This window comes from Methylosinus sp. shoA (assembly GCF_059718125.1).
Genome location: NZ_AP046091.1, coordinates 3,117,051 through 3,142,884 on the forward strand (window position 1 = coordinate 3,117,051; position 25,834 = coordinate 3,142,884).

Annotated in this window: 28 protein-coding genes and 2 tRNA genes; 10 read left to right on the forward strand and 20 right to left on the reverse strand. The window is 64.4% G+C overall.

Annotation, left to right across the window (positions count from 1 at the left end):
- Positions 1-107 precede the first annotated feature (107 nt).
- A complete protein-coding gene (locus AC6IW9_RS14225) occupies positions 108-1,058 on the forward strand; it encodes a beta-propeller fold lactonase family protein (RefSeq protein WP_497764510.1) in 951 nt (316 codons plus the stop codon).
- On the opposite strand, the gene AC6IW9_RS14230 is transcribed toward AC6IW9_RS14225, so the two are convergent.
- The 4 genes from AC6IW9_RS14230 to AC6IW9_RS14245 all read right to left on the reverse strand — a co-directional run bounded on the left by AC6IW9_RS14230 (position 1,039) and on the right by AC6IW9_RS14245 (position 5,521).
- Complete coding sequence (locus AC6IW9_RS14230) at positions 1,039-2,268, reverse strand: FAD-dependent oxidoreductase (RefSeq protein ID WP_497764511.1); 1,230 nt, start codon at positions 2,266-2,268, stop codon at positions 1,039-1,041. The genes AC6IW9_RS14225 and AC6IW9_RS14230 overlap by 20 nt on opposite strands.
- Before the next feature lie 262 nt (positions 2,269-2,530).
- Positions 2,531-3,619, reverse strand: coding sequence for an S-methyl-5-thioribose-1-phosphate isomerase (mtnA, locus tag AC6IW9_RS14235; protein WP_497764512.1), 1,089 nt, complete (start codon positions 3,617-3,619; stop codon positions 2,531-2,533).
- Between the two features lie 131 nt (positions 3,620-3,750).
- A complete protein-coding gene (locus tag AC6IW9_RS14240) occupies positions 3,751-4,032 on the reverse strand; it encodes a hypothetical protein (protein ID WP_497764513.1) in 282 nt (93 codons plus the stop codon).
- Positions 4,033-4,306: 274 nt separating this feature from the next.
- Complete coding sequence (locus AC6IW9_RS14245) at positions 4,307-5,521, reverse strand: polyhydroxyalkanoate depolymerase (protein ID WP_497772530.1); 1,215 nt, start codon at positions 5,519-5,521, stop codon at positions 4,307-4,309.
- Positions 5,522-5,642: 121 nt separating this feature from the next.
- Here AC6IW9_RS14245 and AC6IW9_RS14250 point away from each other — a divergent pair, with 121 nt between their 5' ends.
- Positions 5,643-6,296 (forward strand): glutathione S-transferase family protein, encoded by a 654-nt coding sequence (locus AC6IW9_RS14250; protein ID WP_497764515.1) that lies wholly within the window; start codon positions 5,643-5,645, stop codon positions 6,294-6,296.
- A gap of 221 nt (positions 6,297-6,517) precedes the next feature.
- A tRNA-Val gene (locus tag AC6IW9_RS14255) sits at positions 6,518-6,592 on the forward strand.
- A 153-nt stretch (positions 6,593-6,745) separates the two neighbouring features.
- Here AC6IW9_RS14255 and AC6IW9_RS14260 read toward each other — a convergent pair.
- The 9 genes from AC6IW9_RS14260 to AC6IW9_RS14300 all read right to left on the reverse strand — a co-directional run bounded on the left by AC6IW9_RS14260 (position 6,746) and on the right by AC6IW9_RS14300 (position 14,908).
- Positions 6,746-8,344, reverse strand: coding sequence for a terminase large subunit (locus AC6IW9_RS14260; protein WP_497764517.1), 1,599 nt, complete (start codon positions 8,342-8,344; stop codon positions 6,746-6,748).
- Complete coding sequence (locus tag AC6IW9_RS14265) at positions 8,341-8,739, reverse strand: phage terminase small subunit P27 family (RefSeq protein ID WP_497764518.1); 399 nt, start codon at positions 8,737-8,739, stop codon at positions 8,341-8,343. The genes AC6IW9_RS14260 and AC6IW9_RS14265 overlap by 4 nt, the downstream gene beginning before the upstream one ends.
- A gap of 12 nt (positions 8,740-8,751) precedes the next feature.
- On the reverse strand, positions 8,752-9,255 hold the full coding sequence (locus AC6IW9_RS14270; RefSeq protein WP_497772531.1) for an HNH endonuclease: 504 nt from the start codon (positions 9,253-9,255) through the stop codon (positions 8,752-8,754).
- A 108-nt stretch (positions 9,256-9,363) separates the two neighbouring features.
- Complete coding sequence (locus tag AC6IW9_RS14275; protein ID WP_497764521.1) at positions 9,364-9,804, reverse strand: hypothetical protein; 441 nt, start codon at positions 9,802-9,804, stop codon at positions 9,364-9,366.
- A 12-nt stretch (positions 9,805-9,816) separates the two neighbouring features.
- Positions 9,817-11,409: a phage major capsid protein gene (locus tag AC6IW9_RS14280; protein WP_497764523.1), complete on the reverse strand. Its 1,593-nt coding sequence runs from the start codon at positions 11,407-11,409 to the stop codon at positions 9,817-9,819.
- Complete coding sequence (locus tag AC6IW9_RS14285) at positions 11,406-12,647, reverse strand: phage portal protein (protein ID WP_497764525.1); 1,242 nt, start codon at positions 12,645-12,647, stop codon at positions 11,406-11,408. The genes AC6IW9_RS14280 and AC6IW9_RS14285 overlap by 4 nt, the downstream gene beginning before the upstream one ends.
- Positions 12,648-12,745: 98 nt before the next feature.
- Positions 12,746-13,090 carry a hypothetical protein gene (locus AC6IW9_RS14290; RefSeq protein ID WP_497764526.1) on the reverse strand — a complete coding sequence of 115 codons (345 nt, stop codon included), beginning with the start codon at positions 13,088-13,090 and terminating at the stop codon, positions 12,746-12,748.
- A gap of 38 nt (positions 13,091-13,128) precedes the next feature.
- Positions 13,129-13,305, reverse strand: a complete 177-nt coding sequence (locus AC6IW9_RS14295) for a hypothetical protein (protein ID WP_497764528.1) — start codon at positions 13,303-13,305, stop codon at positions 13,129-13,131.
- 370 nt (positions 13,306-13,675) lie between these two features.
- Positions 13,676-14,908: a DUF3987 domain-containing protein gene (locus AC6IW9_RS14300; protein ID WP_497764530.1), complete on the reverse strand. Its 1,233-nt coding sequence runs from the start codon at positions 14,906-14,908 to the stop codon at positions 13,676-13,678.
- Between the two features lie 8 nt (positions 14,909-14,916).
- On the opposite strand from AC6IW9_RS14300, the gene AC6IW9_RS14305 reads away from it, so the two are divergent.
- The 4 genes from AC6IW9_RS14305 to AC6IW9_RS14320 all read left to right on the forward strand — a co-directional run bounded on the left by AC6IW9_RS14305 (position 14,917) and on the right by AC6IW9_RS14320 (position 16,328).
- Positions 14,917-15,126 carry a helix-turn-helix transcriptional regulator gene (locus tag AC6IW9_RS14305; RefSeq protein WP_497764531.1) on the forward strand — a complete coding sequence of 70 codons (210 nt, stop codon included), beginning with the start codon at positions 14,917-14,919 and terminating at the stop codon, positions 15,124-15,126.
- Between the two features lie 90 nt (positions 15,127-15,216).
- The gene (locus tag AC6IW9_RS14310) at positions 15,217-15,522 is read left to right on the forward strand and encodes a hypothetical protein (RefSeq protein WP_497764532.1); all 306 of its coding nucleotides are present in this window, start codon (positions 15,217-15,219) and stop codon (positions 15,520-15,522) included.
- A gap of 163 nt (positions 15,523-15,685) precedes the next feature.
- Positions 15,686-15,952: a hypothetical protein gene (locus AC6IW9_RS14315; RefSeq protein ID WP_497764534.1), complete on the forward strand. Its 267-nt coding sequence runs from the start codon at positions 15,686-15,688 to the stop codon at positions 15,950-15,952.
- 199 nt (positions 15,953-16,151) lie between these two features.
- Positions 16,152-16,328 (forward strand): YlcI/YnfO family protein, encoded by a 177-nt coding sequence (locus AC6IW9_RS14320; protein WP_497772532.1) that lies wholly within the window; start codon positions 16,152-16,154, stop codon positions 16,326-16,328.
- 304 nt (positions 16,329-16,632) lie between these two features.
- Here AC6IW9_RS14320 and AC6IW9_RS14325 read toward each other — a convergent pair whose 3' ends face one another.
- From AC6IW9_RS14325 to AC6IW9_RS14345, 5 genes are all read right to left on the reverse strand, one after another.
- Positions 16,633-17,166, reverse strand: a complete 534-nt coding sequence (locus AC6IW9_RS14325; protein WP_497764535.1) for a hypothetical protein — start codon at positions 17,164-17,166, stop codon at positions 16,633-16,635.
- 76 nt (positions 17,167-17,242) lie between these two features.
- The gene (locus AC6IW9_RS14330) at positions 17,243-17,731 is read right to left on the reverse strand and encodes a hypothetical protein (protein WP_497764537.1); all 489 of its coding nucleotides are present in this window, start codon (positions 17,729-17,731) and stop codon (positions 17,243-17,245) included.
- Positions 17,732-17,875: 144 nt separating this feature from the next.
- Positions 17,876-19,156, reverse strand: a complete 1,281-nt coding sequence (locus tag AC6IW9_RS14335) for a tyrosine-type recombinase/integrase (RefSeq protein ID WP_497764538.1) — start codon at positions 19,154-19,156, stop codon at positions 17,876-17,878.
- 191 nt (positions 19,157-19,347) lie between these two features.
- Positions 19,348-19,902, reverse strand: coding sequence for a TerC family protein (locus AC6IW9_RS14340; protein WP_497772533.1), 555 nt, complete (start codon positions 19,900-19,902; stop codon positions 19,348-19,350).
- A 12-nt stretch (positions 19,903-19,914) separates the two neighbouring features.
- Positions 19,915-20,052 carry a hypothetical protein gene (locus tag AC6IW9_RS14345; RefSeq protein WP_497764539.1) on the reverse strand — a complete coding sequence of 46 codons (138 nt, stop codon included), beginning with the start codon at positions 20,050-20,052 and terminating at the stop codon, positions 19,915-19,917.
- Positions 20,053-20,231: 179 nt separating this feature from the next.
- Between AC6IW9_RS14345 and AC6IW9_RS14350 the strand changes: the two genes are divergently transcribed.
- On the forward strand, positions 20,232-20,741 hold the full coding sequence (locus AC6IW9_RS14350) for a hypothetical protein (RefSeq protein WP_497764540.1): 510 nt from the start codon (positions 20,232-20,234) through the stop codon (positions 20,739-20,741).
- On the forward strand, positions 20,734-21,180 hold the full coding sequence (locus AC6IW9_RS14355; protein ID WP_497764541.1) for a hypothetical protein: 447 nt from the start codon (positions 20,734-20,736) through the stop codon (positions 21,178-21,180). The genes AC6IW9_RS14350 and AC6IW9_RS14355 overlap by 8 nt, the downstream gene beginning before the upstream one ends.
- 5 nt (positions 21,181-21,185) lie before the next feature.
- Here AC6IW9_RS14355 and metK read toward each other — a convergent pair whose 3' ends face one another.
- Together metK and AC6IW9_RS14365 are read right to left on the reverse strand one after the other, a co-directional pair.
- Positions 21,186-22,373 (reverse strand): methionine adenosyltransferase, encoded by a 1,188-nt coding sequence (gene metK, locus AC6IW9_RS14360; protein WP_497764542.1) that lies wholly within the window; start codon positions 22,371-22,373, stop codon positions 21,186-21,188.
- Between the two features lie 9 nt (positions 22,374-22,382).
- Complete coding sequence (locus tag AC6IW9_RS14365) at positions 22,383-25,214, reverse strand: cation-translocating P-type ATPase (protein ID WP_497764543.1); 2,832 nt, start codon at positions 25,212-25,214, stop codon at positions 22,383-22,385.
- 448 nt (positions 25,215-25,662) lie between these two features.
- Here AC6IW9_RS14365 and AC6IW9_RS14370 point away from each other — a divergent pair.
- Positions 25,663-25,738, forward strand: a tRNA-Ala gene (locus AC6IW9_RS14370).
- Positions 25,739-25,834: the final 96 nt, after the last annotated feature.

Below are 25,834 nucleotides of genomic sequence, written 5' to 3' on the forward strand. Positions count from 1 at the left end.
GCTTCTCGCGGAACGCGAGAAGCCTCGAAGGATGCTCCAGCCGGCGGCGCCCTTCGAGACGCCCGCGTCGCGAGCTCCTCAGGGCGAGGGGGCAGGAGACGGAGGGGATGGCGTCCCGGCGCGTGTCGGCGCTGGCGCTTCTCACGCTGGCGTTCTCTTCGCCGGCTGCGGCCGACGAAGCCTTCGTCACCAATCAGGGAAGCGGCGACGTGACCATCGTCGATCTCGTGACGATGAGCCCGGTCGCGACGCTTCCGATCGGCGGCAAGCCGGCGGGCGTCGCCGTCGCGCCGGATGGCGCGCGCGCCTATGTGACGAGCCCCGAGGGCAAATATCTCACCGTGATCGACGCGCGCGAGCGCAGCGTCCTGCGGCGCATTTCGCTCGAGGGCGGCCCGCTCGGCCTCGCCGTCGCGCCGGATGGCGCGCGCGTCTATGTCGCCGATATGTATGACGGTCGCCTGTTCGCGGTCGATCCGGAGACGGGGACGGTCGTCGCGACGGCCGCCGTCGGCGTCACGCCGTCCGGCGTCGCCGTGACGCCGGACGGACGGCTGATCCTCGTCTCGATCCGCGACGCCGATCGCCTGGCTCTCGTCGACGCAGCCTCCTTCGCGAAGATCGGCGAGATCGAGGTCGGGCGTCATCCCTTCGGCGTGACGATCGACGCCGCCGGCGCGCGCGCCTATACGGCCAATGTCGAATCGGACGACGTCAGCGTGATCGACATCGCGTCGCGCCGCGTCGCCGCGACGGTGAAGGTCGGCAGGCGCCCCTATTGCGTCGCGCTCGCGCAGGGGCGCGGCTTCGTCACCGATCAATATGCCGAGGCGGTGAGCGTCTTCGATCTCGGAACGCTCGCGCCCGTGGGGCAGGTGAAGGTCGGCGAATATCCGGAAGGGATCGGCGCGAGCCGCGACGGCAAGACCGTCTATGTCGCCAATTGGTTCACCAACGAGTTCTGGTCGATCGCCGCCGACAGCCTGGAAGTGGTCGGCAAGGCCAAGACCGGCGACGGCCCGCGCGCCTTCGGCGCCTTCATCCGCGCGATGAACTGATCGTCTCGGCGACATGCTCCGGCCGCACGCCGAGGCCGATGAGCCGCGCCGGCAGCCGGCGCAAGATCGGAAAGCGGTCGAGGAGCCTCACCGCCAGCGGCGGCTCGATCGGCGCGTCGGCGGCGAGCACGCTGCGGATCACGCGGTTCTGGATGAAGAGCTGCAGGCTCTGCGTGACGCGCGCCGGGAATTCGCGGCGCTTCTGCACGGCGGCGAGGTCGGCGTCGTCGAGCGTCCCGTCGCGCAGCGGGGCGGCGAGCAGATTGGCGGTCGCCACCGCATCCTGAATGGCGAGATTGACGCCGACGCCGCCGACTGGCGACATCGCATGGGCGGCGTCGCCGATGCAGAGCAGCCCGGGCCGGCTCCAGGTCTTCAGCCGATCCACCTGCACGGTGAGCAGATTGACATTCTCCCAGCCGGCGAGCTCGCCGACCCGCGGCGCGAGAAACGGCACGGTCGCGGCGACGCGCTCGCGAAAAGCGTCGATCGGCCGGCGCCGCATCGCCGCGGCGGCGCCCTTGGGGATCACATATCCGCATTGCCAATAGGCGCCGCGCTCGATCATCGCGATCATGAGGCCCGGCGCGATGCGGCCGAAGGTCTCCTCCGGATCGCCGGGCTCGCGCCGCAGCTTGAACCACAGCACATCCATCGGGGCGCCGAAATCCTCGACCTCTAGGCCGGCGGCCGCGCGCATGGCCGAGGCGCGCCCGTCCGCCGCGACGACGAGGCGCGCGCCGATCTCGATCTCTCCTTCCGGCCCACGCGCGCGCACGCCGGAGATGCGTCCTTCGTTCTCGATCGGACTTTCGGCCGCGGTGGACATCAGCAGGCGGAAATTCGGCAGCTTCTTCGCCTCGCCGGCGATGAAGTCGAGGAAATCCCATTGCGGCATGAAGGCGATGAAGCCGCATCGCGTCGGCAGATGGGTGAAGTCCGCCATGACGATCTCGCGATCGCCGATCCAGGCGGCGATCTGGCGCGCCTTGCGATGCGGGAGGCGCAGGAAGGGCTCGAGCAAGCCGAGCTCGTGCATCACCTCGAGCGTCGAGGGATGGATCGTGTCGCCGCGGAAGTCACGCAGGAAATCCGCATGCTTTTCGATCACGACGGTCTCGACGCTGGCGCGGGCGAGCAGAAAGCCCGCCATCAACCCGGCCGGTCCTCCGCCGACGACGCAGCATGTCGTGTCGATTTCGTATGGCATGAGCGGCCTCCGGCGCGCAGCCCGAGCTTTCGGGCGTCGGTTGTCCGAGGGGGGAATATCGCGTCGCTCGCCGCTCTCGGCAGCGGAGGCCGCGCGCTCGCAATTCAGAGGGGCGAGCAAAGCCTATCTACCGCATTTCCGGACGGGGCGGGCTTCTCGTGCGGGACGGCGCCGATTCCTCCCTTGTCGGAGCGCGTCTTTCGAGATGTTCGCGTCTGCCGCCCATCGCCCGGAAGAGTCCCGCCAGCGCTTCGGCCGGGCGTCAGGAGAGATCGGGGAACAGTTGCCGCAAGCCCGCCTCGCTCGAGGCGCAGACCCCGCGCTCCGTTATGAGCGCGCCGACGAGCCGCGCCGGCGTCACATCGAAGGCCCAATTCCGGGCCGGCGAGCCGTCGGGGGTCAGCTGCACGCGTTTCATCGAGCCGTCGTCGGCGCGGCCGGCGATATGCGTCACCTCGCTCGCGTCGCGCTCCTCGATCGGGATCTCGGCTACTCCGTCGCGCATGCGCCAGTCGATCGTCGAGCTCGGCAAAGCGACATAGAAGGGCACGCCATTGTCATGGGCGGCGAGCGCCTTCAGATAGGTGCCGATCTTGTTGCAGACGTCGCCGCGCCGCGTCGTGCGGTCGCTGCCGACGATGCAGAGATCGACGAGGCCGTGCTGCATCAGATGGCCGCCGGCGTTGTCGGCGATCACCGTATGCGGCACGCCTTCGCCGGCGAGCTCGAAAGCGGTGAGGCTCGCGCCCTGATTGCGCGGGCGGGTCTCGTCGACCCATACATGAAGAGGCACGCCATCGCGCGCGGACTTGTAGATCGGCGCGAGCGCGGTGCCCCAGTCCACGGCGCAGAGCCAGCCGGCGTTGCAATGGGTGAGGATATTGACCGGACGGCCCGGATGCTCGGCGGCTGCGGCGCAGATCAGCGCTGCGCCATGATCGCCGATCGCTTCACAGGCGAGCGCGTCCTCGTCGGCGATCGCGGTCGCCTCGCCGAAGGCGAGGGCGCGCCGCTCGGAGGGCGGGGCGGCGAGCAGCACGGCGCGCATGCGGTCGAGCGCCCAGCGCAGATTGACCGCGGTCGGGCGCGCGGCGGCGAGCCGCGCATGAGCGGATTCGATTGCTTCGTCGGCGGGATCGGCGCCGGCGGCGAGAGCGAGACCATAGGCTCCGGTCACGCCGATGAGCGGCGCGCCGCGCACCACCATGCTCGCAATCGCCTCGACGGCGTCGTCCAGAGACACGAGCCTCCGCGTCTCGAATCGATGCGGAAGCAGCGTCTGGTCGATCGCCTCGACGCTTCCGTCCGCATGGGGCCAGATGGTGCGGTAATGGCGGGATTGGATTCGCATCGGGACTCGTGAAGAGCGGAGCCTTGCTCGACGCTTATCTCGAGAACCTTCGAAAGTCGACGCCCCGATGTGAGCAACGGCCGGACGTCCCATCGGCGACGGGGCGTCCGGCCGTTCGGTCCGCCGGGCGTTCAGGCCGCTTTCTTCGCGGGCGCCGAAACGAGCGCGTGCGCTTGATCGAGCGCGGCGGTCAGGTCGGCGTAGGAGGCGGAGGGCTCCGCGGCGCCGTTCGGCACGAGCCCGCTCATACGTAGGGATTTTTCATTCCGGAGCCAGATGAAGAAGCAGGCGGCCGCGATGCTCGCGAGCGCGGTGAAGGGCTCTCCGGGAAGGAAGGACAGATCGGGCGCGCATTCCTTGGCGTATACGCAGGCGTCGGACCAATCCTGAAACCAGTTGATGATCGTTTCCATGATCGACCTCGTCGGAGCCTCCATGGAGTCTGCTCGACCATCGAGGCTCTACGGATTTCGTTCGGCGTCCGCAGCGCATGAGCGCTCCGGTCTCGGTTGCAGGCAATATATTGCGGCGCACAAAAACTTCAAGCGATAATTCGTCGCACCCATGAGCATCTCACACCGATCCTTTCGATTCCGTTGTCGGAGAGGCGTCGCAGAAAATTCGCGCCGCAGCATGGAGAGCCGCGACGGGGCCGTTCGGGAGCGCGGCGCGAGACCTCGCGCCCGGTCACAGGCTGCATTGGATGTGGTCGCGCAGCACCGGATAGATCTGATTGTCCCAGCGCCTGCCGTTGAACACGCCATAATGGCCGACGCCGGCTTGCAGATGGTGCGACTTCATATAGGGACGCAGCCCGCTGCAGAGGTCCTGCGCGGCGAGGGTCTGGCCGACGGCGCAGATGTCGTCTTTCTCCCCCTCGACCGTGAGCAGAAACGTCTTCTTGATCGCGCGCGGCGTCACCGGGCGCCGTTTGAAAAGCAGCTTGCCTGCGGAAAGGGCATTCTTGTGGAACACGGTCTCGATCGTCTCCAGATAGAAGCGCGCGTCGAGATCCATGATCGCAAAATATTCCTCATAGAAGGTGCGGATGCGATCGGCTTGCTCGTGATCTCCCTCGACGCGATGGCGGAACATGTCGACGAAGGCGTTGGCGTGGCGGTCGACGTTCATGCTCATGAAGCCGGCGATCTGCAGAAAGCCCGGATAGACGCGCCGGCCGGCGCCGGGGAGGGACCGCGGCACCACGCCGATCACATTGTCGCGAAACCATTCGATCGGCTTCGATATGGCGAATTCGTTGACCTTGGTCGGCGAGACTCTGGTGTCGATCGGTCCCGCCATCAGCGTGAGGCTCGCCGGCTGCGCCGGATCATCGTCCTCGGCCATCACCGCGACGGCGGCGAGCGCGGCGACCGCCGGCTGGCAGACGGCGACGACATGCGAGGGCGCGCCGAGAAATCGGATGAAGTCGATGAGATGCTGGACGAAGTCGTCCATGCCGAAGACGCCATGCGATAATGGAATATCACGCGTGTTGAGCCAATCGGTCACATAGACGTCGTGGTCCTGCAGCAGCGTGCGGATGGTGCCGCGCAGCAGCGTGGCGAAATGCCCGGACATGGGCGCGACGAGCAGAACGCGGGGAAGATTTTCCGCGTCCTTGCGCGCGAAGCGCAGCAGCGTGCAGAAGGGCGTCGAATAGACGGCCTCCTCCGCTATGTCGATGACGGCGCCATTGTGGGTCGAGATCTGGGCGACGCCGTAGGCCGGGCGCTCATGCGTGAAGCCGAGCAGAGCGACGAGCTCGCAATAGGCCTGAAAACATCGCAGCGGCGACGCATAAGGCGTGGATTTCCAGAGGCGGAGCAACCGTTCGCCGCTCGCCGCCGCCAGACGGAGACGATTGCTCACGTCGGCATAGCTCTGATAAGCGTCATACATCATGCGGCTCAGCGAAACCTTCCGTTGCCGATGCGGCCGATCGAGCAAGCCCCGTGCCACAGGAAGGCTCTAGCATGGCACAGGGCTTGCTGCGGAGTCCGCGACAGGAGGCGCCTCACTCATGCCGGCGACGACGCTCACGATCAGCAGCAAGAATTATTCGTCCTGGTCCTTGCGGGGATGGCTGATGGCGAAGCTCTCCGGCGTCGCCTTCGAGGAGGTCGTCGTCAGCCCGGACGACGTGGCGGCGCGCGCGGAAATCCTGCTGCTGTCGCCGTCGATCCTCGTGCCCTGCCTCACCTATGACGGCGCCAAGATCTGGGACACTCTGGCGATCGGCGAGTTCCTGAACGAGATCGCGCCGGCGGCGGCGCTGCTGCCCGCCGACCGCATGCGGCGCGCCCATTGCCGCTCGATCTGTGGTGAAATCCACTCGGGCTTCACCTCGCTGCGATCGGCTCTGCCCATGAATTTGAAGGCGCATTTCCCGAAGTTCAAAGTGTGGTCGAAGGCGCAAGGGGACATTGTGCGGGTGACGCAGATCTGGCGCGAGTGCCTGAGCGCCTATGGCGGTCCTTACCTGTTCGGGTCGATCTCCATGGCCGATGCAATGTATGCGCCGGTGGCGACGCGTTTTCGCACCTATGACGTTCCGCTCGACGACGTCTCCCGGGCCTATTGCGACCGCATCTTCGCTTGGCCGGCGATGCAGGAGTGGATCGCGGCCGCTCTGCTCGAGAAGGAGGAGATCGAGGAGCTCGAGGTGGAGTTCTGAGATCGTCGACGGGAGATCGGCGCCGAGGGTGCGGTTTCCGCTGCGCCGTCCCACGGATTCAGACAAAGCCGGTGCGAGGTTTTGGATAAGGGCGCGCCGTCTCGGGCGTCAGGGACGACGGCGTCTGAACATTCTCATGGGGCCGACAAACAGCCGCTTGCGCCTGGGGCCATCAGAGATTATACCCGCGGCACTCACAGCGCCGCCTTCCACGGCGCCGGGGGCGCGTAGCTCAGCGGGAGAGCACTACGTTGACATCGTAGGGGTCACAGGTTCAATCCCTGTCGCGCCCACCATAAAATCAAAAACTTACAACAAGTCTCGCGAAGCCTCCGAACCAACTCACCAAAAACTCACCAGTGCGGCGAAGGCTGCGGCGCTCGGCGGCCGGGCGGAAAAATTCGCGAAAACGCCCACCTGCGGAACTGACAAAACCCCGCGGCCGAGGCTCATACGAAGAGAAACCCATCCGGCCGCTCGCCGGTCTCATAGACGCTCGGCCCGGCGTCGTCATTCGTGGCGCAGGCAATCGCGATAGCGCAGGCGACCGCGCCGTCGATTCGCTCCCGCGCCTTCCCCTTCGTGAATAGGCGATTGCCCGCGCGATCGGTCTCCACCACCACATTGTCAAAGCACCAGCGCAAGACAGGGTGACCGCCGTGCTGGAATTGGCGTCCGACGATCGCCCGCTCCAGATCCTTGATCGCCGGCGCCATCGTCACCCAGCCCTGCCGCACCTCGACCGCGGGGAATCCATCCTCGAGGAGGCTGTTCAGCGTCGAGCGGGCAAGGTGCGGGTCAAGCCCGATCTCCCGCACGTCGAAGCGGCTGCAGAGATCGCGGATGCAGTTTTCTACGGCTCGGAAGTCGACGACGTTTCCGACCGTCGGCTCGATATGCCCTTCATCCGCCCAGCGCACATAAGGGACACCATCGCGATCCTGCCGACCGCGAAGATTGTCACCTGGACAAAAAAAGTGCGGGAGGACCGCATAGCCGTCGCCAACGCGCCAGAGCGCCACCACCACGGTCAAATCGGAATTCGACGAAAGGTCGACGCCGAGATAGCAGGGCTCGCTCGCCAGCGCCTCGAGGTCGAGAGGTTCCGCGCCTTCGTCATAGATCGCCATGTCGACGAAGGGGTCGACGGAATGGTCGAGCCAGACGTTCAAATGCAATTGTTTGAACGCCTCCCGATCGGCCGGACGCGCCTCAGCCTCTCGCGCAAGCTGGCGCAGCCCTTCGATATCGGGAAAGCCCTGCGCCAGCCCCGGATTGGCGCGCCGCCATGTCGCTTCATCGCGCCAATCCGCATCCGCCGGCGACTCGAATAGAATGGGGAGAGTTCCAGGGTCGTCTATCTCGCCGCGCGCCACCTTGCGGGCGTAGTCGACGATCTCATAGGCGACATTCTGCTGGCCTCGGCCCGCCGTCGTGATGACAACCAAGAGCGAGCCCGGCGTCTTCACCAAGCCCGTGCGCAGCACGTCCCACAAGTCCCGCTTCGGCCAGGCGTGCAGCTCGTCGACGAGGGCAAAGGTCGGGGTCGAGCCGTGCTGGCGAGCAGCATCACATGAGATCGCGCGCAAGCTCGCGCCGGACTTCGGGTGCTCTATGCGATGTCGATAATCAATGAACCGCAGCGCTTTCTCTATGCGCTCATCCTCACGGCAAATCGCCGCGGCTTCTTCGAAGGCGATGTGTGCCTGTTCCCGATCGGACGCCGCGAAGAGCGCCAGTCCGCCGGGAATGCGCTCGGGACCGATCGCATGTAGCAGGCCGAGCCCGGCGCCGAGCGAGGTCTTACGATTTCCTCGGGGAAGCAGCATCACCACATTGCGCACGATGCGCCGGCCGTCAGAATGGCACGGCCCGTAGATTTTCCGGACGATGCGCTCCTGCCAGGTCGTGAGGTCGAAGGTCCGCTTCGGAAGCCGCGATTTCGGGTGACGGAGCCGGCGCAGGAAGCCGACCGCGCGCTCGCCGTAACCAAGCGGATCGGCGATCGGCGAGCCGTCGAATATCCACGAAGGGTAGGAGTCGGTCACAGATCGAAGTCCGAAAGGTCGTCGTCATCCTCGGCGATCGGCGCCTTATTCCTGCTGGCAGGCGTCAGGCCGAGCTCGGCCGCGAGTCGACGCGACTCCGTGAGGGCTTGGAAAAGCGTTTGATGCGCCGGATGACGCTTCTTCTCCCCGCGCGTCGTCTCGATCATGTCGCCCTCGGCCGCGATGATCTTCTGAGACGAGCGGACCAGCCCGCAGGCCAAGCAATACGCCTCGAGCACCTGCAGGTCTTGCCGCGTGATGGTCTTGCGCTCCCGCAGGCCGGGAACCACACGCCGCCACTCCGTTTTTGCCTCGGAGGGCAGCCACGCGGGTGCCGGTGGGAGCCGGGACAGGCCGCCGGCTATGGCCTCGAGCTTCGGCTTCGCTCCTCTCATATGGTGATATCCCTATAAGTGTTTGCTCAATTGTCGTCTATCGGGAGCGAGCCTCCCACGTCGGTCACGGCCCCCTCGCTCGACCTCGATCCCACCCCCGGCTCTTGGCTTGAACGCGCCGTCCTGGGTCGCCGTCTTGCGGTCATGGCAGGGTTTGCAGAGCGGCTGCCAGTTGCCCCGATCCCAGAACAGCGCCTCGTCGCCCTTGTGCGGAACGGTGTGGTCGACGACGGTCGATGGCCAGCCGCACTTGCAGCACGTCGGGTGTACCTCGAGGAATTCGGCCCGAGCCTTGCGCCAGTCGCCGCCATATCCGCGCTCACCTGCATTCGGTCGCCTTGCATCGGCGCGCGCTTTCGACTCCTTCTCGCAATCCGGGCAACGCGAGCCGGTGAAGAGGCGGTGATGGTGAGGGCAGTGTCTCGGCGCGGCGTAGGGCATTCGATCCATCAATGATTGAAGCGCAGACTTGCGAGATTGAACGGTTTCTTGTGACCAAGCGGTGGAGGCCCGCATCTCGCTTTTCGTTTTTCGGCTGTCCGCGTCGCCGTCAAGGAACGCCTCCAAGTTGTTGCGATGCGCGCCGGTTCATCCGCGGTCGCGCATCGCCGCCATCGCTGGCAATTACGAAGTCGCCTGCGTCACTGGCGCGATATGCGGATGTCCGAGAACCGCGACAGCGGAGAGCAGCGCCGCGCTCGCATTCGCCGAAGGCGTGATGGTGAGGCGCGTATATCGCTTGTTCCCCACATATCCGAGCTTGCGAACCTCGTTGTCGTCGTCGAACTGAAAGCCCGCCGCGGTCTCCGGCGCCGCGCCGCTCGTCTGCGAGATCATGTCGGCATCAGCGACGGCCGTCGCGCCGTCCATGTTGGCGGCGTCGCTCTCCTCGAGCAGCACGGCGAACGTTGCGTCCGCATCGGCAATCGATCCCGTCGCGATGATGTAGGTCAGCGACTCATAGGCGAGACGGTCAATGATCTGCCCGACCGCCGCAGTATTGTCCGCGACGGACACCGGCGAAAGGACGCGCTTGACGAGGATGTTGTTGGTCATGTCGCGCATGGCAATGTCTCCTTAAGAGGTCGCGATCTTGAGCTTGCGGATCGCCTCGGCACGAACCACGGCGCCGCCAACACGACGGCGAGCGTGAAAGCGAGTGAGGCCAGAGGTCGCGACGCTGTAGGGGTCGCGAAGCAAGCTCAACGTCACGCGATCGTAAATTCTGTAGCCGCTCGCGAAGTCGCCGAATGCGATCGGATAGGCGCCACCCGACACATCTGGCATATCGACGGCCTCGATGATCGGACGGCCGAGCAGCGTTTCCGGCGTGCCAGCAGTGAGAGCCGGTTGCCAAAGATAAGTTCCGGTCGATGGGTCTTTGAGTTTTCGAACTGCGGCGATGGACGAGCCATTCATAAGCCATGTGCCACGCTGGCGGTAAAACGGCTTCAGCGCGTAGTAGAGATCGACCAAGCCATCGGCTTTGATCGCGCTGGCGTCGCCGCCTGCGGTGTAGCCGATGTTGCTGTCCGACATGAAGCCGAGCGGCTTTTTCACGCCGTCGCCGGACACGAACGCCAAGCCCTCGATGCGACCGAACTCTTCAGCGAGATCGAAGGCTACTTCAGCAGCGATATCGACGGCCGCGTCCTCGAGCAGCTTGTTGCTCACATCGACATAGCACGCGATCTCATGAACCTCGATCTCGATCTGTCCATATGCGCTCTGCGTCGACGGTCGCGTCTCCGTCTCACCCACCCATGACGCCGTAGGAGCGCCAGTCCGGCGAGGGATAATCACACTCCCGCTCGACGTGGCGCCGACGCGCGCGGCCTGTCGAATCGGCGAGAATTGCACGATTGCCTTGTCGACCTCGCGGCTGAATTCCGCCGGCGCGAGATATCCGCCCGTGGTGTCGTCGGAGACACGAAGTGACTTGATCTCGTTCGCGTCGAGGGCTTCGCGGCCCTTGCGCACGAAGGTCGTGAAAGCCTTCGTCTCGATCTCCTTGGCGTCATCCTTCTTCGTGACTGCGCCAGGGCGATTCAGCTTCAATTCGAAGGCGTCGGCGCGCTTCTCTGCATCGGCGAGCTTCTTCTCGAATTCGTCGAGCTTCGCGCTTTTCGCCTCCAGCTCCTCCACCTTCGTCTTCAGTTCGGCGACGCCGCCGATGTCGATTTCATCTTCCATATTTGCACCTTTGATGTTCGTGACTCGCGCTTTGTCATTGGCCGCGAGCGTCACGATCGATATCTCGCCGAGCCATGCTTTCGTGATTGTGCGGACACCGCGCGCATCGCGTGTCGCGTCGATTGTGAGGAAGCCGATCGACAGCCCTTTGATCGCGCCGCTCTTCAACAGCGAATGCGCTTCAGCGCCACGACGGACATTCAGGTCAATGCGACCACGCATTTGCAAGCCGGCAGGCGTCTCATAGAGCGAGTCGATTATGCCGATCGGTTCATCCTGTTGATGCTGCCAGAGCAATACAGGCCATGTTCCCGCGATCTTATGATCCGCGAGAGACGCAGCGAAAGCGCCGAGAGCGATGATATCGCCGGACGAGTCGACATTTCCATAAGCAGCCGCGAGCCCTTCGAACGCGCCAGCGTCTCGCTCTCCGGCGAATTTGAATTCGAGCGTGATGTCTTTCGTTTCGAGCGTCACTGCGTCGGCTCCTGCGTCTGTTGCGGAACCGTCGCCGCGTCGAGCGGCAACACTTGAACTGAACGCATCGGCCTGTCGCCGCCCTCGACCGGCGGCAGCCCCTCACGATCACGCGCTTCGTTCAGTGTCAGCACGCCGCTCTCGATCCCCGTCTTCAGCGCAGCGAAACGCTTGTCGAGATCGGCGCGCACGAAGTTCGCAGTATCGAACTCGATGCAATATCCCGCGTCGCGCTCTTCGTCGGTCAACAGCGTACGTTCGAGCGCATCCTCGAAAAGCTCGATGATCGGCGATATCGTTCTGTCCAAAAACAACTGGGCCAGCGCAGCGCTATTGTTCAGCGTCGCGTGTTCGAGATCGTTGAGCAGCACGGCGGGGATATTGAGAAGCCGCGCGATTTCGAGCGTCTGGAACTTGCGCATTTCCAAAAATTGCGCATCGACGCTCGACAGTTGCAGTGGGACGAATTTCATTCCTTGCTCAAGGACCAAGGTTCGGCCCGCGCCATGGGCGCCTGCATGCGCGTGGTCGAATGACAAACTCAAGAGTTTGAGCGTCGCATCTGTGAGTCTATGTTGCGATTCCAGCACGCCGCTGGGACGCGCTCCTCGAGAGAATAGCCGCGTCGCATATTGTTCCATTATCGCGGCGAGGCCGATCGCCTCGGCGCCGAGCGCGACCAGTCCGAGCCCTTTTGTGCCGTCGAGGGTTGGCCCGCGGAGATGAACCACATCCTTGTAGGTGAACGTTTCGACGCCGCCTTGCTGCAATGCGACCGAATAGCTTGGCTCGCCAGTCACCATGTCGACGATGATGTTGCAGCTACGTGGATCGATCCGCGGAATCTCACGAGGCTCGCCTCGCACGCGATTCACCAGCGCTAGGCCGTTGCCCCAGAGCAGGGCGTCGGTGACAAGCTGGCGCTTCCACTCGCTCTCGCCGAGCCACGGCACAGGGCGCTCGAGCACGCGAGCGGCGGGATGATCGACCGGCGCGATCGTCTCTCGCCCGGTCGCAGTTTCGCGGATCAGATGGCAGTCGAGCGTGGCGACGGCCTCGCTGATAAGCTTGACGCCAGCAGCGAGGGTCGGGACGCGCAGCGCCGCCAGCGCGTCCACGTGCAGCCCCGAGCCCGACGCAGGCACGCCGAAAATATCGAGCGACGCCGGTGACGACAACGGGACATTCAGCGCCTTTGCGGCGAGTTGGACGAGGCGTGATTTGAAGTTGTCGAGCATTGCGACCTATTCGTCGCGCGCGCGACGAATAGGTCAATGGCGCTGACGTAATTAGTTTTTCTCTTGTATTCCCAGGCTTTCGCAGCGTTGCTTGACCGCTAAATCAGCCCGCGCTCACGAAGGTGAATGAGAGCCTTGCAGTGCGTCAGCGCCTCTCGTCTCAAGCGAAGTTCGACCGCCAGCTTCAAGACTTCTATCTGTTGTTGCGTGCCGTCGAACCATCCGGCCACATCGAGCGCTTTATGAGTGATGTGCCTAGCGTGATTAGGATCGGCTGCGAAGTCCATCGCCCCTCCCGACAGGCGCTCGCCGTTGCGCATGCGTCTGTATATAGTTGCCCGGGAGACTCCCTTGGCGGAGACAAGCTCCTCGACGAAGTGATTGCGCTTTCGGCCGGCTCCCGTGCGGGCGCCTCCGCGAGTAGATGGGGCATCGGTCATCATGTGATCCTTATTTGATTTCGTATCATGGTGAGACGATATCAAAACGGCATAGAGTCTCCGAAATAATCGGAGCCATTGCCGGCGTATCCGGCAATGCCGCGATCGGCCGGCGCGCTCGGAGCGAACAAATCTATGGGCAATGACGCAAGCGAAAAATCTGCGCTTGCGTTCACCGTATCGACAGCGGAGGCGACGGCAAGTTTGACTACGGTCAATGTCGTGTCCTTCCTGTTCGAAGATCGATCATGACTTCTTCGCCGGTCACGATGCTGCGGATTGTGATCTTTCCGGAACTATGTTCCGGGTCCGGCTCGCGCCACCAGTCGCGGCGCCGCGCATTCTCCGCCGCCATTGCCTCCAGCCGGCGGGCGATGGCCGCCTCGGGCTCTACAACCGGCGGGTGAGCGACGGGCTCGGGAGCGGGGAGAAAGGCGGGATTTGGATTTTCAGTTTTGGGTGTGTGCGCTGCTACGATTGCTACACCCGCTACGCTTTGAGATGCTGGCTCGGGAAGCGTAGCGGGTGTAGCAATCGTAGCAGGGGGGTATGGCGGATCGGCTATTTTGAAAGGGCGATAGGCCATCGTCACGCCCTCCCGGCCAGACGGAACGCGCGCGGGCGCTTCGATGTCTCGACGGTCCAATTATGGGCGGTGAGAATTCCGATCGCCTCTTCCGCCGCATCCTTCGTGCGAGTGGCGCTGGGGCCGAACTGCAGAATTTCGCGGAATGTGACCTCCGCGCTCTCCCGCCCCTTCAGCCAATCGAGCAGAGCCGAGGCGCGCAACAGTTTCGGGTCGAGCCGCGATGCAGACTGAAGCCTCTCGGCCTCGGCCAGATACCAGTTCAGCAGCTCCACCGCGTTCTCCATCGCGGCGAGCCCAATCTCTTCCGCATGGAGATCATTGGCGACGGTCAGTACGCCAGCGATACGCGCCGCATGTTCCGCGGCCTTCGAAGCAAAGTCGCGGATCAGGGCAAGATCTCCGCCATTGCCGCTCTGGCGCTCGATATGGTCGAAGAACCGCTTCCACAGCGCCGCGGCGTCTGCCGACAAGGGGAGCGCGCGCGGCGCCAGCTCATTCGGCGAGCCCTCGACCATTGGAGCCGGCGACTCGAGCATCGAGAGGATGCGCGCGCCATAAGCCTTGATCGCCGCCTCGTCTGACGAGTCTGGGTCGCGGTAGAGGCGGGTGCCGGCGATGCTTTCGGGAGCCGCGACCAGCACGCGAGACAAAAGGCCCTGGTCGCGCAGCACAGGATTCGCGAGGAAGCTGGCCGAGGCGTCCGGTTGGATCATGATGTGGAACGATAAGCGCCGGCCAGGAAGGATCGTAACACCGTCCAGCGCGCGGATGCGTTTGATAGGCTTGCCGTCCCATATTTCCGACAGCGCGGCCGCCGTACGTAGACGGTTGTCAGGTTCGTGTCCGATCTCGGCGATGGTCGTAGCGACAAGCCGGAGCAGTGCCACAGCGCCGGCAGCTGTGGTCGGCTCGGTCTTCATCGCGGCGTCGCGGGCGAGGAAGGCGGCGTAGTTCTTTTTGCCGAAGCGCTCCTCTGCGGCTCGGAAATCTCCAGCCTCGATAGCGTCCTCATAGGCGACGAGCGCGGTGTCAGCGGCCTCCCGCTGGCGTTGAAATTCCGCTATGGCGACAAGCGTCGGGTCGGTCTGTTCGGTCATTCTCTTTCCCTCCTTCGACAAGCCACCCCCGATCGCCGAAAACGCTTGTTCCGGCGGAGGGTTGCTCGGGTGAGCGGCTTGTGATACTTGCACTTGTGTCATTAGCACAAGGAAACAGACTTGTGAAGCCTGCACAAGTAAGAATGGCGAGGGCGGCGTTGAACTGGTCTCTAGCGGACCTCGCCAAAGCCGCGGGCGTTCACCGCAACACGATCTCCAATTTCGAGACAGAGAAGTATGCGGGGAGCGAGGAAGCCGTCGCCGCTATTCGCGCCGCGCTCGAAGCGGCGGGTATCATCTTCGTCGACGAGAACGGGGAAGGGCCGGGCGTCCGGCTCAAAAAAGGGAGGTAAAAATGGTACGGGTGAACGTGGTTATCCGGGAGTTGGGCAGGCTGAAGCCCGACTATTCGCTAGATTTTGATCTACCGGAGGTGCCTGCAATTGGCAGCTATATCTCTGTTCAGCGGCATCTCTGTTCAGCGGCCGGACAAGCAGGAGCCTTTCGGCGAGGATCTGATTGTTCGCAAGGTCTGGTGGCGTCTGAAGCATCCGGAAACCGCTGGCTCGGAGCCGAAGCCAGCGAAAATCGGCTCGCTCAATGAAATCTTCGTGGAATGCGATCCTGCCCTCAGTCCGTATTCCAGCGACGACTGGCGTCGTCTCGCCGAAGGAGCGAAAAGTCGCGGCCTTGAGGTCGAAGAGTTTGAGGTGGCTCGGGTTAGCGTGCGGGAGAGCGACTTGAAATGAATCATATCGTGCGGGTTTGGAATGAAGATGAGGAGGTCAGTGTCTACCAGAAATCCAAATCCGTTTGGATCCCCGTCGGCACCTATTTGGGGCACCACATAGAAATGAAAGGCCGAAGCGCCAGCTCTTTGGCGTGACGCGGCACGATACAAGGGGAACTGACATGTTTGAGGTCGGGAAGCGATACGAAATCCGCATGATCATCGGCGGCGAGGAAACCGCGGTGTGGCGTACCGTTGAGAAGTACGAGCACCCGCTCGTAAAATTTGCGGCCGATCACTTCGATGCTACGAATAACTATATGACAGCGCGCACGATCGGAGGCGAAATCATTAACGTCACCTCGCCAAATTTCATCAGCGCCGTGGAGCAAGAAGCCAAGCCGATTCCAGACCACTTGAAGCCCGGCAAACCGCCCAAGGGGGTCTAGCATCGGCGAAATGTTGTCGGGTGCGGATTACGCGATGACGGCGGCACGCCGAGCCGTCCTCCGAAAACGGCTGGCGTCGAGTTCATCGCGGAAAATGGCGGTGGGCCGGGCGTGCGGTTTGCGGAAGGGGCGGTAGCGACGAGTCTCGGCTTGTCCGGGAATTTCCGCCTGCGAGCTTCGGAGCGCATTCGCCGAGACGATCGCCGATTATCGCGACCGGTGCAAAGAGCGCGGCGTCGAGCCGGAGAAGCCCTATTGCGGAGCCCTATCTCTGCGCATTCCGCCCGAGCTTCACAGGCGCGTCGCCGAACAAGCCGCGAAGGCCGGCGAGAGCATTAATCAGTTCATCGCCGAAAGGCTCGCGGAAGTCGCGTAGGGCGCCATATTCGCGAGCGCGTCCAGCGCGGATGCGGCCAAAAGTCCGCGCCGCACATTGGGATGGAACTCGTCCTACGGCAAACTCGTAGCGGCTCCATCCGGACCCCGCATCCTATCGTTGGAATCAGCATTGACACGGCCGGACGTTCGGCCATGCTGAAGGTATCGTTTAATTTTAGCTGGATCGAACGGCATGCCCCTCCAAGCTTTGGACGACGACAAAGATCAGCCCGCCCCCGTACCTCAACCTCAGCCAGACGACAGAGGGTCAGGAACACGCAATGAGCCACCTGGAAAGCCGATCATCCGAAGAGCCTGAATGCAACTCCAAGCGATGACGCGAAGGCCATTGAGCCGACCAGACCAAGCGCCATCCCGGCCTTCAGGCGGCGGCGCTTGGCTTGGTTGGCCGCGTAAGAGAGGTCAATTCGCTCCTGATAATGAAAAACAATATAAGCGAGCATCCGACCGACTTGCTCGCCATGTCCATTAATGTAGCCATCGACGAGCCACATCTTTGGCGTGCTGCCCAAATAACCGAATCCTGCAGGCGCTACAACGGAGGCTACAGCGATTGCGCCTGACATGAACAAGCCGCCAGCGACAAAGAAAGGCCAAGCGACACCCGAGTAAGCATGATCTCTAGCTAAAGTTGCGCCGATTCCAAACACCGCGATCGAAATCGTTACGTAGGCAGCGAAGAATGTAGTCGCTTTCGACTCGGCGGACTTCTTCTCGTCAATAAGGTCGGCAAGCCGTTTTTCCACTTGTGCTAACGCCTCGCGGGCAACCACCTCGTTAACGTGAATCGACTTCAGAGATTCCAAGTCAAACATCGTAGCTCTCCACTTCTGTGGGGATTGTCACGCAAAACTGTGGCGGCGCCAATGAGTCGAAGACCATCGACACTTATCATTGTAGTGGTGGCACGGCACACGGCTCGAAAGCCGCGCCACCACCGTCGTCACGCGATACGATGCGTCGAGGTCGGCGCCGAGGGCTTCGCCGCGCGCTGCAGCAATCTGAACCGCGCGCTCGCTCTTTGCCTGTTGCCTCCGATGTGCTGGCTGTGAATCGAGTCGCAGAATTTGCGACTTGATCGCTTTTCCGGTCGCCGCCGTGCTTCGTTTCCGGGTGCAGCACCTCATAGATCGCCTTGCGCCGAAAGATCGCGCTCGCCTTTTGCGCCGGCGTGAGCGGATCGATTTTCGGGCTCGCCAGCGCCAGCCAGCCGCCGACGCCGGAGCCGAGGCCAGACACGCCCGTCGAGATCGGGAGGTTTATACAGTTCGCGAGATTTCCATCTTTGGGCTTATGGAGGCTTCCTCCTCTAAGGACCATATCGCCATTCGGAACGCGCGCGACAAAGAGAACTTTGCCATCGGTGCCAGTGATGGTCATAGGCGTTGCCATGTGTCTCGATCCTCGCGATTGCGGGCGTCGGACGACGCCCGCAGCATGTTCGCGATGTTATTCGAAACGCTCTACAGTGTAGCGCGGCCTTCAACCTGTAGACATAATATTGTTTTTCCTATCTATGCGCATCTATTCTAGGATATTCTGCTTAGTTCCCCGCTGCAGCTCGACAACCTGCGCCTCTATCCTATTCATGCGCCTCTCGATCAGCTTCGCCACTTTGTCCGCGGCCTCCACCAGCGCGGCATCCGGCCGGCGGATGTAATGCCGCGCGGTGACGCCCCGGCTTGCATGTCCAATGATCGACCCTGCGGTCGCCTCGCTGTAGCCGAACTCGTCCGCCGTGGTGGAGAAGGTCCGGCGGCCATCATGGCTTCTGGCGTCGTCGAGCCCGGCTGCGTTGAATAGACCGGCGATCTGTTTTTTGAGGTCCGCGGGGCGCTTGCCGCTGCGATTCGGGAAGACGAATTCGTTTTCATCGCGGGGCAGGGCAGAGAGAAGGGCGACCACTGGCGAGCCGATCGGACGCATAGACCGGCCGGTTTTCGTCTGCTCGAGGCGAAGGCAAGAGCCGGCGGCGTCGAACTCGCTCCAGCGCAACCCGACGATTTCCTCACGGCGCGCGCCGGTCAGCAAGATCAGCCGGACGGCCGCGACCGCAAAAGGAAGAGCCTCCTCCTTCTCCTTCAGCACGGCGCCGAGGCGCGCAAGTTCCGCCGGAGAGAGAATGCGGTCCTTTGGGTCGCCTTTCTGCGTCTCGACGCCGTGCGTCGGGCTTCGTCCGGCGACATGACCGCGACGTTCCGCCCAGGTCCATATCCCTCCGAACAGCTCGACCACGCGGCGGGCGGTTCCGGCGCCGCCGGTCACCACGGCCTTGCCGCGCAACTTCGTCTTGAAGGTGCCGGCCGTCTTTCCGGCCGCGATATCATCGGCCATGCGCTGGACATCCGCCCGCGTGAGACGATCGGCCTTCTTCGATCCGATCAGCGGGACGATGTGACGGGCGATCCGGCCGCGGTCGACGGCAAGCGTCGAGGCCCGCTTCGGCTTGTGGAAGCGCGTCGTCACCAGCCCCTTGTCCGCCGCCTCGAGATAGAGGTCGCACAGCTCGGAAACTGTGAGCGCCGCCCGGCGAGACGCGCGCTCGGCCGCCGGATCGGATCCCTTCACGACGCCGCCGAGAGTCGCCATCGCCAGCTTGCGAGCTTCCTCGCAGGTGATGACGCCGTGCCGGCCGAGCGTCATCCTTTTGCGGGAGCCGTCCGCGTTCCTGTAATCCGCAAAATAGGTGCGCTTGCCGGTCGGTAGGATGTAGACGCCGAAGCCCTTCATCTCGGAACACAAGATGGTGAACTGCTTCGGCCGGGGCTCGGCGGATTCGACGATTGTCTTCGTCAATTTCGGCATGGCGGTGACCCTTACGGTGAGCATTTAACTCACCATAAACTCACTACGAAATCGGAAACGGGGGAAGAGACCAGCATAGCCGAGAAAAAGAACGAATAGAGAAACAAGTGTATAAACATATATATATCATAGACAGGAATATGCTGGAAAAGATGAGAAAAGCTATCACAGCTGCGTTGACATCGTAGGGGTCAATCCCTGTCGCGCCCACCATTCGACCGCCATTTCGCGAATATGACGGACATGGCCGCGGCCAGCGGGATCGCGAAACAGACCTCGGACACGGCCGTGGGCCCGAGTTTCGCTTCGACGAAATGCACGATGGCCGGATCAGCCGCGATGGTCTCGCCCGCAACCCATCCGAGCAAACCAGCGCCGGCCAGGGCAATACCGCGGAATCGCTCGATCAGCTCGCCGAGCGCCGCCGCGCCCATGGCCACGACCGGAATGCTGACGACGAGACCCGACGCCATTGCGACGTGATCGCCCCGCGCGACGGCTGCGATCGCGACCACATTGTCGAAGCTCATCACCAGAGTGGCGACGGCGATCGCGCATGCCGCCCGAAACACGCCGACGGCGCCGTCCACGATACGGCCGCCGCCCCGGTCGGACGACCCCAGATTACAGGCGATGTGAAACAGCGCGGCTCCGGCGAGCCTCAGGAAAGGCGTCCGCATCAGAAACGACACGATCGTGATAAAGAAGGTCGTCAGTATCACGGCGACGCCGACGCCGAGCGTTATGCTCCATCGTCGCTATCGCGGGGGGAGTTCGCGGGCGGCGAGGGTGATCGCGACGACATTGTCGCCGGAGAGCAGGAAATTGACGCTCGCCACCTGGAGCGCGAGACCCCAGAACGACGGCTCCGCCAATCGAGAGACGAACGGCTGCACGGAACGCTTCTTGGTTCGAGGACATCGGGGTCTAGGCATGATACGAGGCGAGAATGACTTTTCGACTGTGACAAAGGCGGCGCCCCGCGGCTCGAACTTCAGCGAGGCGCCGGTAATTTCGTGAGGACGGCGGCGATGGCGAGATACGACGCTGTCGCCCGACGGTCGGAGGAGCGCTCATGTGGCCTTTGGCGGGTTTCGCGTTTGGAGCCGTTGTCGGCGCGGTCGGGATCGCGTTGCGCGGAAAGGAGATGGCGCAGGTCGCCCGCCCGGGAGCCAAGGCGGTGATCAAGGCGGCGCTCGTCGCGTTGCACGAAGCGCGCGTCCGCCGAGCGGAGCTCGTCGAGCAGGCGGAAGATCTGTTCGCCGAGGCGACCGCCGAAGTCGCAGAGGAGCGGACGGAGACTGTCGCCGCGGGGATCCGCGCCAAGGCGCAGAAAGCCGCGGAAGCGCGCAACGAGGAGCTCGTTCGCCGAGCCGAGATCGCTGCCGCCGTCCACTCTCTCTACGCGGAGTCGTCCGGCGAGCCGCCGAGCGACAAGCTCGCGGCGGCGATCGCCGCCGCCGAGGAGCGCGCTCGCGCGATCATCGAAGCGGGCAGGACGGCCGGCGAGAGCGCCGCCTCGGCCGAGACGCTCGATCTTTCCGCGATCGAGCGGACGCGCGCAGGCGGGGTCGACCATGAATGATGCGCTGCCGATCGCGACCATCGTCCATACGATGCAGGGACGTACGCGGCTGCGCCTCGCGGAGATGCGCGGCGACGAAGGATTTTTCGCCGGTCTCGCGAAAAGGCTCGTCGAGATCGGCGGCGTGCGCCGGGCGGACCCGGCGCCTCTCACCGGCGGCATATTGATCCTGCACGACACGCCCCTCGCGGGAATTGGCGAAGCGGCGGAGAAGGCGGGGCTGTTTCGTCTCCGGACCGATCGGAGCCGGCCAGTCGAGAGGCCGGTGGAGCTGGATTTGAGCCCACTCGCAGTGGCGGCCGCCGCTCTCGCGCTGGCCGCCGCTTGGCAGCTCTACAAGGAGAAGGTCTTCCCGTCGGCTCTCACGCTCGTTTGGTATGCGGCGAGTCTCGCCGGGCTCCGCACGACGGGCGGCGAAGACTGGAGCCCCGACGAATAGAAGGCTCAACGGGCGAGGATTTCGGCGAGATCCGTCTTCTCCCAGGGCAGATCGAGATCGGCGCGGCCCACATGGCCATAGAGCGCGAGGCGGCGATAGAAGCCGGCCGGGCCGGCGAGCGACGGCTGCGTTCTGAGCGCGAAGCGGCGCTCGACGGCCGCCGGTCGAAAATCGAGATGTTGCTCGATGAGACGCGCGAGCTCGGCGTCTGGCGCGGCGCCCGTCCCGAATGTCTCGACCGCGACGCTGAGCGGCCGGGCGCGTCCGATCGCATAGCCGAGATGGACCTCGCAGCGGTCGGCGAGCCCTGCCGCGACGATATTCTTGGCGGCGTGACGGGCGGCATAAGCGCCGATGCGGTCGATGCGCGAGGGATCCTTCCCCGAGAGCGCGGCGCCGCTGTGGCGCGCGTATTCGCCATAGGTGTCGATGCCGTTCTTGCGTCCGGTGAGGCCGGCGTGACGGGCCGGCCCTTCGACATCGAAGGGCGCGCGGGGATTGAGGATCAGGTTGAACTCCGTCGCGGCGTCCAGACGCAACGAGCTTTCGTCGAAGGCGCCGACCGCGAGCCCGCGCAGCCGCTCTTCGAGCTCCGCTCTGCGCTGCTCCGGCGAGACGACGGCGGCGATGGAGATCGTATGGACGCGCGCCGGCTTGCCGTCGCGATATTGCACCGAGACTTGCGTCTTGGCGTCGGGCGACAACCAGCCCGCGTCGGCGGCTCCGCGCGCTTCATCGAGGGCATGCGCGACGCGATGGGCGAAGCTGATCGGCGCGGGCATCAGCTCCGGCGTCTCGCGGCTGGCGTAGCCGAAGACATTGGCCTGATCCTGAGCGACGACGCTCTCGATCGCCGAATCGTCGTCCGTTTCGGGCGGAGGAGAGCGGATGTCTGCCGGAAGCTCCGTGAAGCTCGAGAGGATGGAGCAACGGCGGGCGTCGAAACGGCCGTCGACATAGCCGGCTTCGGCGACCACTTTGCGCGCGAGAGTGGGCAGATCGACGTCCGCCTCGGCGGCGAAGCGGGCGGCGAGAAAGATCACTCCGGACGCGATGGCGCATTCGACGATCGCTCGCGCCGCGGGGTCCTGCCTCAGAAAGGCGTCGATCGCCGCGTCGCTGATCTGGTCGCACAGCTTGTCAGGATGCCCGGCGGTGACTGATTCGGAGGTGAAGATCATGTCCGGAACCATCTCGACTCCTCAGGAGTTCCGGGCCGCGGTCCGCGGCGGCTCGGTCGGAAGAAGATAGCGGATCGCATCATTCGCCGCCGCTGCGCCGATGACGACGCCGGCTATGCCGAGCAGCTCGCGTCCGCCGATCGGCGTGAGGCCCAGAATTCGGCGCGCGGCGGGAGAGACCTGCGCCGCCGCTTGCGCGATGGTCGAAAGAAGGATGGCTCCGGCGAGCTTGCGGTTGGGAGATCGGACCAGCTTGCCGGCGAGACCGGGGCGTTCCGATCGGCAGGTCACCGCATGGAGCAGCTGGCCCAGGGTAAGTCCATGAAAGGTGACCGTGCCTGCGCGTGCGAGGTTGCGCGCTCCTCCGGCGAGACGATAGGCGGCGAGCGTGCCTGCGCCGATGACCGCGCCTTCGAGGAGAAGATATCGGAAATCGGCCGGCGTCAGGATCGGCGCGCGAGGATCGTGAGGGGGGCGCTCCAGCAGGCCGTCTTCCGGCTCCTCGAGGCCGAGCGCCAGCGCCGGCAGCGGCTCGCTGGCGATATTGAGCCAGAGCAGCTGCGTCGACGTCATGGCGATGCCCCCGTCCAGAAGCGCCGCGCCCAGCATGGCGAAAGTCTCGGATACGCTGGTCGAGATGAGGTAGCGCAGAACCCTGCGGATATTCGCATGGGTTGCGCGCCCGAGGCGCACGGCTTCGACGACGCCGCCGAGATCGTTCGAGACGAGCACCATGTCGGCGACCTCGCGGGCGACGTCCGTTCCCTCTCCGCCCATCGCGATGCTGATGTTGGAGGCCCGCAGCGCCGGACCGTCATTGATGCCGTCGCCGGTCATCCCGACGACGCAGCCGCCATTCTGCAGGGCTTTGACGATGTTGAGCTTGTCGACCGGGCTGACGCGCGCGAAGACTTGCGCCTGGCCGGCCAGCGCCGCCAGCATGTCGGGAGGAAGGGCCGTGATCTCGCCGGCCTCGAGCACCCTGATGTCGCCGCCGTCGCCGAGGTCCAGCTTATGGGCGATGGCGAGAGCGGTCGCGCTCTGGTCCCCCGTGATCATGACGGAGCGAATGCCGGCGCGATGAAGCTGCTCGAGCGCCGGCTGGACGCTCGGACGGATCGGATTGACGAGCCCGGCCAGGCCGAGCCAAACGAGCTCGCTCTCGTCTCGCGGATCGCCGCCCGTCTCCGACACCGCCACGCCGAGAACGCGCAGGGCGCGCGCGGCCATCCGCCCATTGGCTTCACGAATCCTCGCGTGCGCCGCTTCGTCGAGCGGCGCGACGCCGCCGCGCGCCGCCGAGCCCGAGCAGCGGCGCAGCACTTCCTCCGGATCGCCCTTCACGCAGAGCAGCCGCGTTCCGTCGCCGCGCTCATGCAGCGTGCTCATCCGTTTGCGATTCTCCGACCGGGGAACGCCGACGACGAGCGGCGCCTCGCGACGCAGCGCCGCCACGTCGACGCCGAAAGCGAGCGCCGCCTCGAGCAGCGCGCTCTCCGTCGGCGTTCCATCGACGTGCGAGCCCTCGCCCGCCGGCCGCAAGACGGCGTCGCTGCACAGAGCCGTGACCTCGAGCAAACGCTTCGTCACGGCAAAGGCGTGCGGCGCAGCCTCGCGCTCGCCATCGACGAGACGCCCGCCTTCCAACGCCAGGAGCGAGCCGTCGACATGGACCGCGACCGTCTCCATGCGATTTTCCGTGAGCGTGCCGGTCTTGTCCAGGCCGATCACTTGCACGGCTCCGAGCGTTTCGACGGCGTCGAGCTTGCGCACCACCACTTCGTGGCGGCGCATGTTCTCGACGCCGAGCGCCAGAGTCGTCGTCGCGACGGCGGGCAGGCCCTCGGGGATCGCGGCGACGACGAGCGAGATCGCATTGCGGAGCATCGGGATGACGCCATGCCGGCGGTAGAGCCCGATGCCGAAGACCAGGCTGCAAACGAGCGCGTTGATGAAGATCAGCTCGCGTTCGACCTCGCCGAGCTGGCGCTGCATCGGCGTGTCCGGGGGGCGCAGCGAACCGAGGAGACGCTGGACGCGGCCGATTTCCGTCGCGCCGCCCGTCGCAGTGACGAGCGCGGTTGCGCAGCCGCCGGTGACCGCCGTGCCGCGATAGAGCATGTTGCGGCGCTCCGGCAGTACGGTATCCGGACGAAGCACCGACCCCGCCTCTTTTTGCACCGGAACGGCCTCGCCGGTCAGGGCCGATTCGTTGACGGAGAAATCCGCGCCGACGATCAGGCGGGCGTCCGCCGGAATCAGCATCCCGCGCTCGAGTGAGAGAATATCGCCGCGCACGACGTCCGCGGGATCGACGAGGACGCGCGCGCCGCCGCGCATCACTGGGACGGGCCGTGGAGAATAATCCGAGAGGCTTCTGATCGTCCTTTCGGCGCGGTGTTCCGTCGCAGCGGCGATGCCGGCATTGAGCAGCACGACCGCGCCGATGACGGCGGCGTCGATCATTCCGCCGGTCATGAGCGACAGTGCCGCGGAGCCGGCGAGGAGAAAGACCGGCAGGCTGACCATCTGATCGGCGAAAATGGCGAGGGGCGAACGCGGCTTCACGCGGGGGATTTCGTTGCGCCCGTGGACCATCAGGCGGCGCGCCGCCTCCTGCGGGTCGAGACCGGCTTCGGCGCTGGTCCCCAGCCGCTGTGCGGTGTCGCCGCAGGTCATTGCGTGCCATTGCATATCCGCCGTTTCGGCATTGGCGACGGCGGCGCACAGGGGCCACGCCACAGGCTCTTCGACCCTCTCGCCCTGCGAGCCGTCGACCGCGTGGTCGATGGTCTGTAAAATGCTCCGGGTCGACGCCGGCTCGGAAAATTCGATGAGCACAGTCGCGGTCAAGGCGCTCGCGCGAACGGACGCTACTCCTGGAAGAGCGAGCAGGCCTTCCGTCACCGTTTCGGCGAGCGAGTCTCGCCCTGCGAGCCCTGGATGACGAATCCTCACGCGACCTCGGACAGCCTCATGGACGATTTCCGCGCGACGCATAGACAAATCGGCGCTCTCATTCGCAGACATTGTCATCGTCCGACGTTCGACCGGGCGCCCCCGAAACACTCTCGATCCTATCCGCTTCGCGCTCATGAGTAACGACCGCTGTGGCTTCGACATCGGCTCCGGCCTTATCCGACGACGATGACCGCCGTGAGTCGCATTGCTCGAACCGTGCCGGGCGAGCACCCACTCCGCGTGCATTCGCGAGCCCGCCTCGCTCTGAACCGTCCCGAGAAATTCATCGCCGACCAGATTGACAGCGCCGAGGGCTCCGTGTACCCCCACCGCGCGGACCGGGGCTGTAGCTCAGATGGGAGAGCGCTGCAATCGCACTGCAGAGGTCGGGGGTTCGAATCCCCCCAGCTCCACCAATCCGAGCGTGACAAATCGGTATTGACGAGCCGCTTCCACGGGCTCGGACTGGTCTCACTCTCAACGGATACGCGGACTATTTTATTCGCCTGCCG

Bases quoted from the DNA above. Each gene is read 5' to 3' on its own strand.
- AC6IW9_RS14315 (WP_497764534.1), top strand. From the start codon at position 15,686: ATGTTTGAGGTCGGGAAGCGATACGAAATCCGCATGATCATCGGCGGC.
- AC6IW9_RS14230 (WP_497764511.1), bottom strand. From the start codon at position 2,268: ATGCCATACGAAATCGACACGACATGCTGCGTCGTCGGCGGAGGACCG.
- AC6IW9_RS14350 (WP_497764540.1), top strand. From the start codon at position 20,232: ATGTGGCCTTTGGCGGGTTTCGCGTTTGGAGCCGTTGTCGGCGCGGTC.
- AC6IW9_RS14245 (WP_497772530.1), bottom strand. From the start codon at position 5,521: ATGTATGACGCTTATCAGAGCTATGCCGACGTGAGCAATCGTCTCCGT.
- AC6IW9_RS14305 (WP_497764531.1), top strand. From the start codon at position 14,917: ATGGCGAGGGCGGCGTTGAACTGGTCTCTAGCGGACCTCGCCAAAGCC.
- AC6IW9_RS14250 (WP_497764515.1), top strand. From the start codon at position 5,643: ATGCCGGCGACGACGCTCACGATCAGCAGCAAGAATTATTCGTCCTGG.
- AC6IW9_RS14355 (WP_497764541.1), top strand. From the start codon at position 20,734: ATGAATGATGCGCTGCCGATCGCGACCATCGTCCATACGATGCAGGGA.
- AC6IW9_RS14290 (WP_497764526.1), bottom strand. From the start codon at position 13,090: ATGATGACCGATGCCCCATCTACTCGCGGAGGCGCCCGCACGGGAGCC.
- metK (WP_497764542.1), bottom strand. From the start codon at position 22,373: ATGGTTCCGGACATGATCTTCACCTCCGAATCAGTCACCGCCGGGCAT.
- AC6IW9_RS14335 (WP_497764538.1), bottom strand. From the start codon at position 19,156: ATGCCGAAATTGACGAAGACAATCGTCGAATCCGCCGAGCCCCGGCCG.
- AC6IW9_RS14275 (WP_497764521.1), bottom strand. From the start codon at position 9,804: ATGCGCGACATGACCAACAACATCCTCGTCAAGCGCGTCCTTTCGCCG.
- AC6IW9_RS14325 (WP_497764535.1), bottom strand. From the start codon at position 17,166: ATGTTTGACTTGGAATCTCTGAAGTCGATTCACGTTAACGAGGTGGTT.
- mtnA (WP_497764512.1), bottom strand. From the start codon at position 3,619: ATGCGAATCCAATCCCGCCATTACCGCACCATCTGGCCCCATGCGGAC.
- AC6IW9_RS14265 (WP_497764518.1), bottom strand. From the start codon at position 8,739: ATGAGAGGAGCGAAGCCGAAGCTCGAGGCCATAGCCGGCGGCCTGTCC.
- AC6IW9_RS14225 (WP_497764510.1), top strand. From the start codon at position 108: ATGGCGTCCCGGCGCGTGTCGGCGCTGGCGCTTCTCACGCTGGCGTTC.
- AC6IW9_RS14270 (WP_497772531.1), bottom strand. From the start codon at position 9,255: ATGCGGGCCTCCACCGCTTGGTCACAAGAAACCGTTCAATCTCGCAAG.
- AC6IW9_RS14285 (WP_497764525.1), bottom strand. From the start codon at position 12,647: ATGCTCGACAACTTCAAATCACGCCTCGTCCAACTCGCCGCAAAGGCG.
- AC6IW9_RS14330 (WP_497764537.1), bottom strand. From the start codon at position 17,731: ATGACCATCACTGGCACCGATGGCAAAGTTCTCTTTGTCGCGCGCGTT.
- AC6IW9_RS14240 (WP_497764513.1), bottom strand. From the start codon at position 4,032: ATGGAAACGATCATCAACTGGTTTCAGGATTGGTCCGACGCCTGCGTA.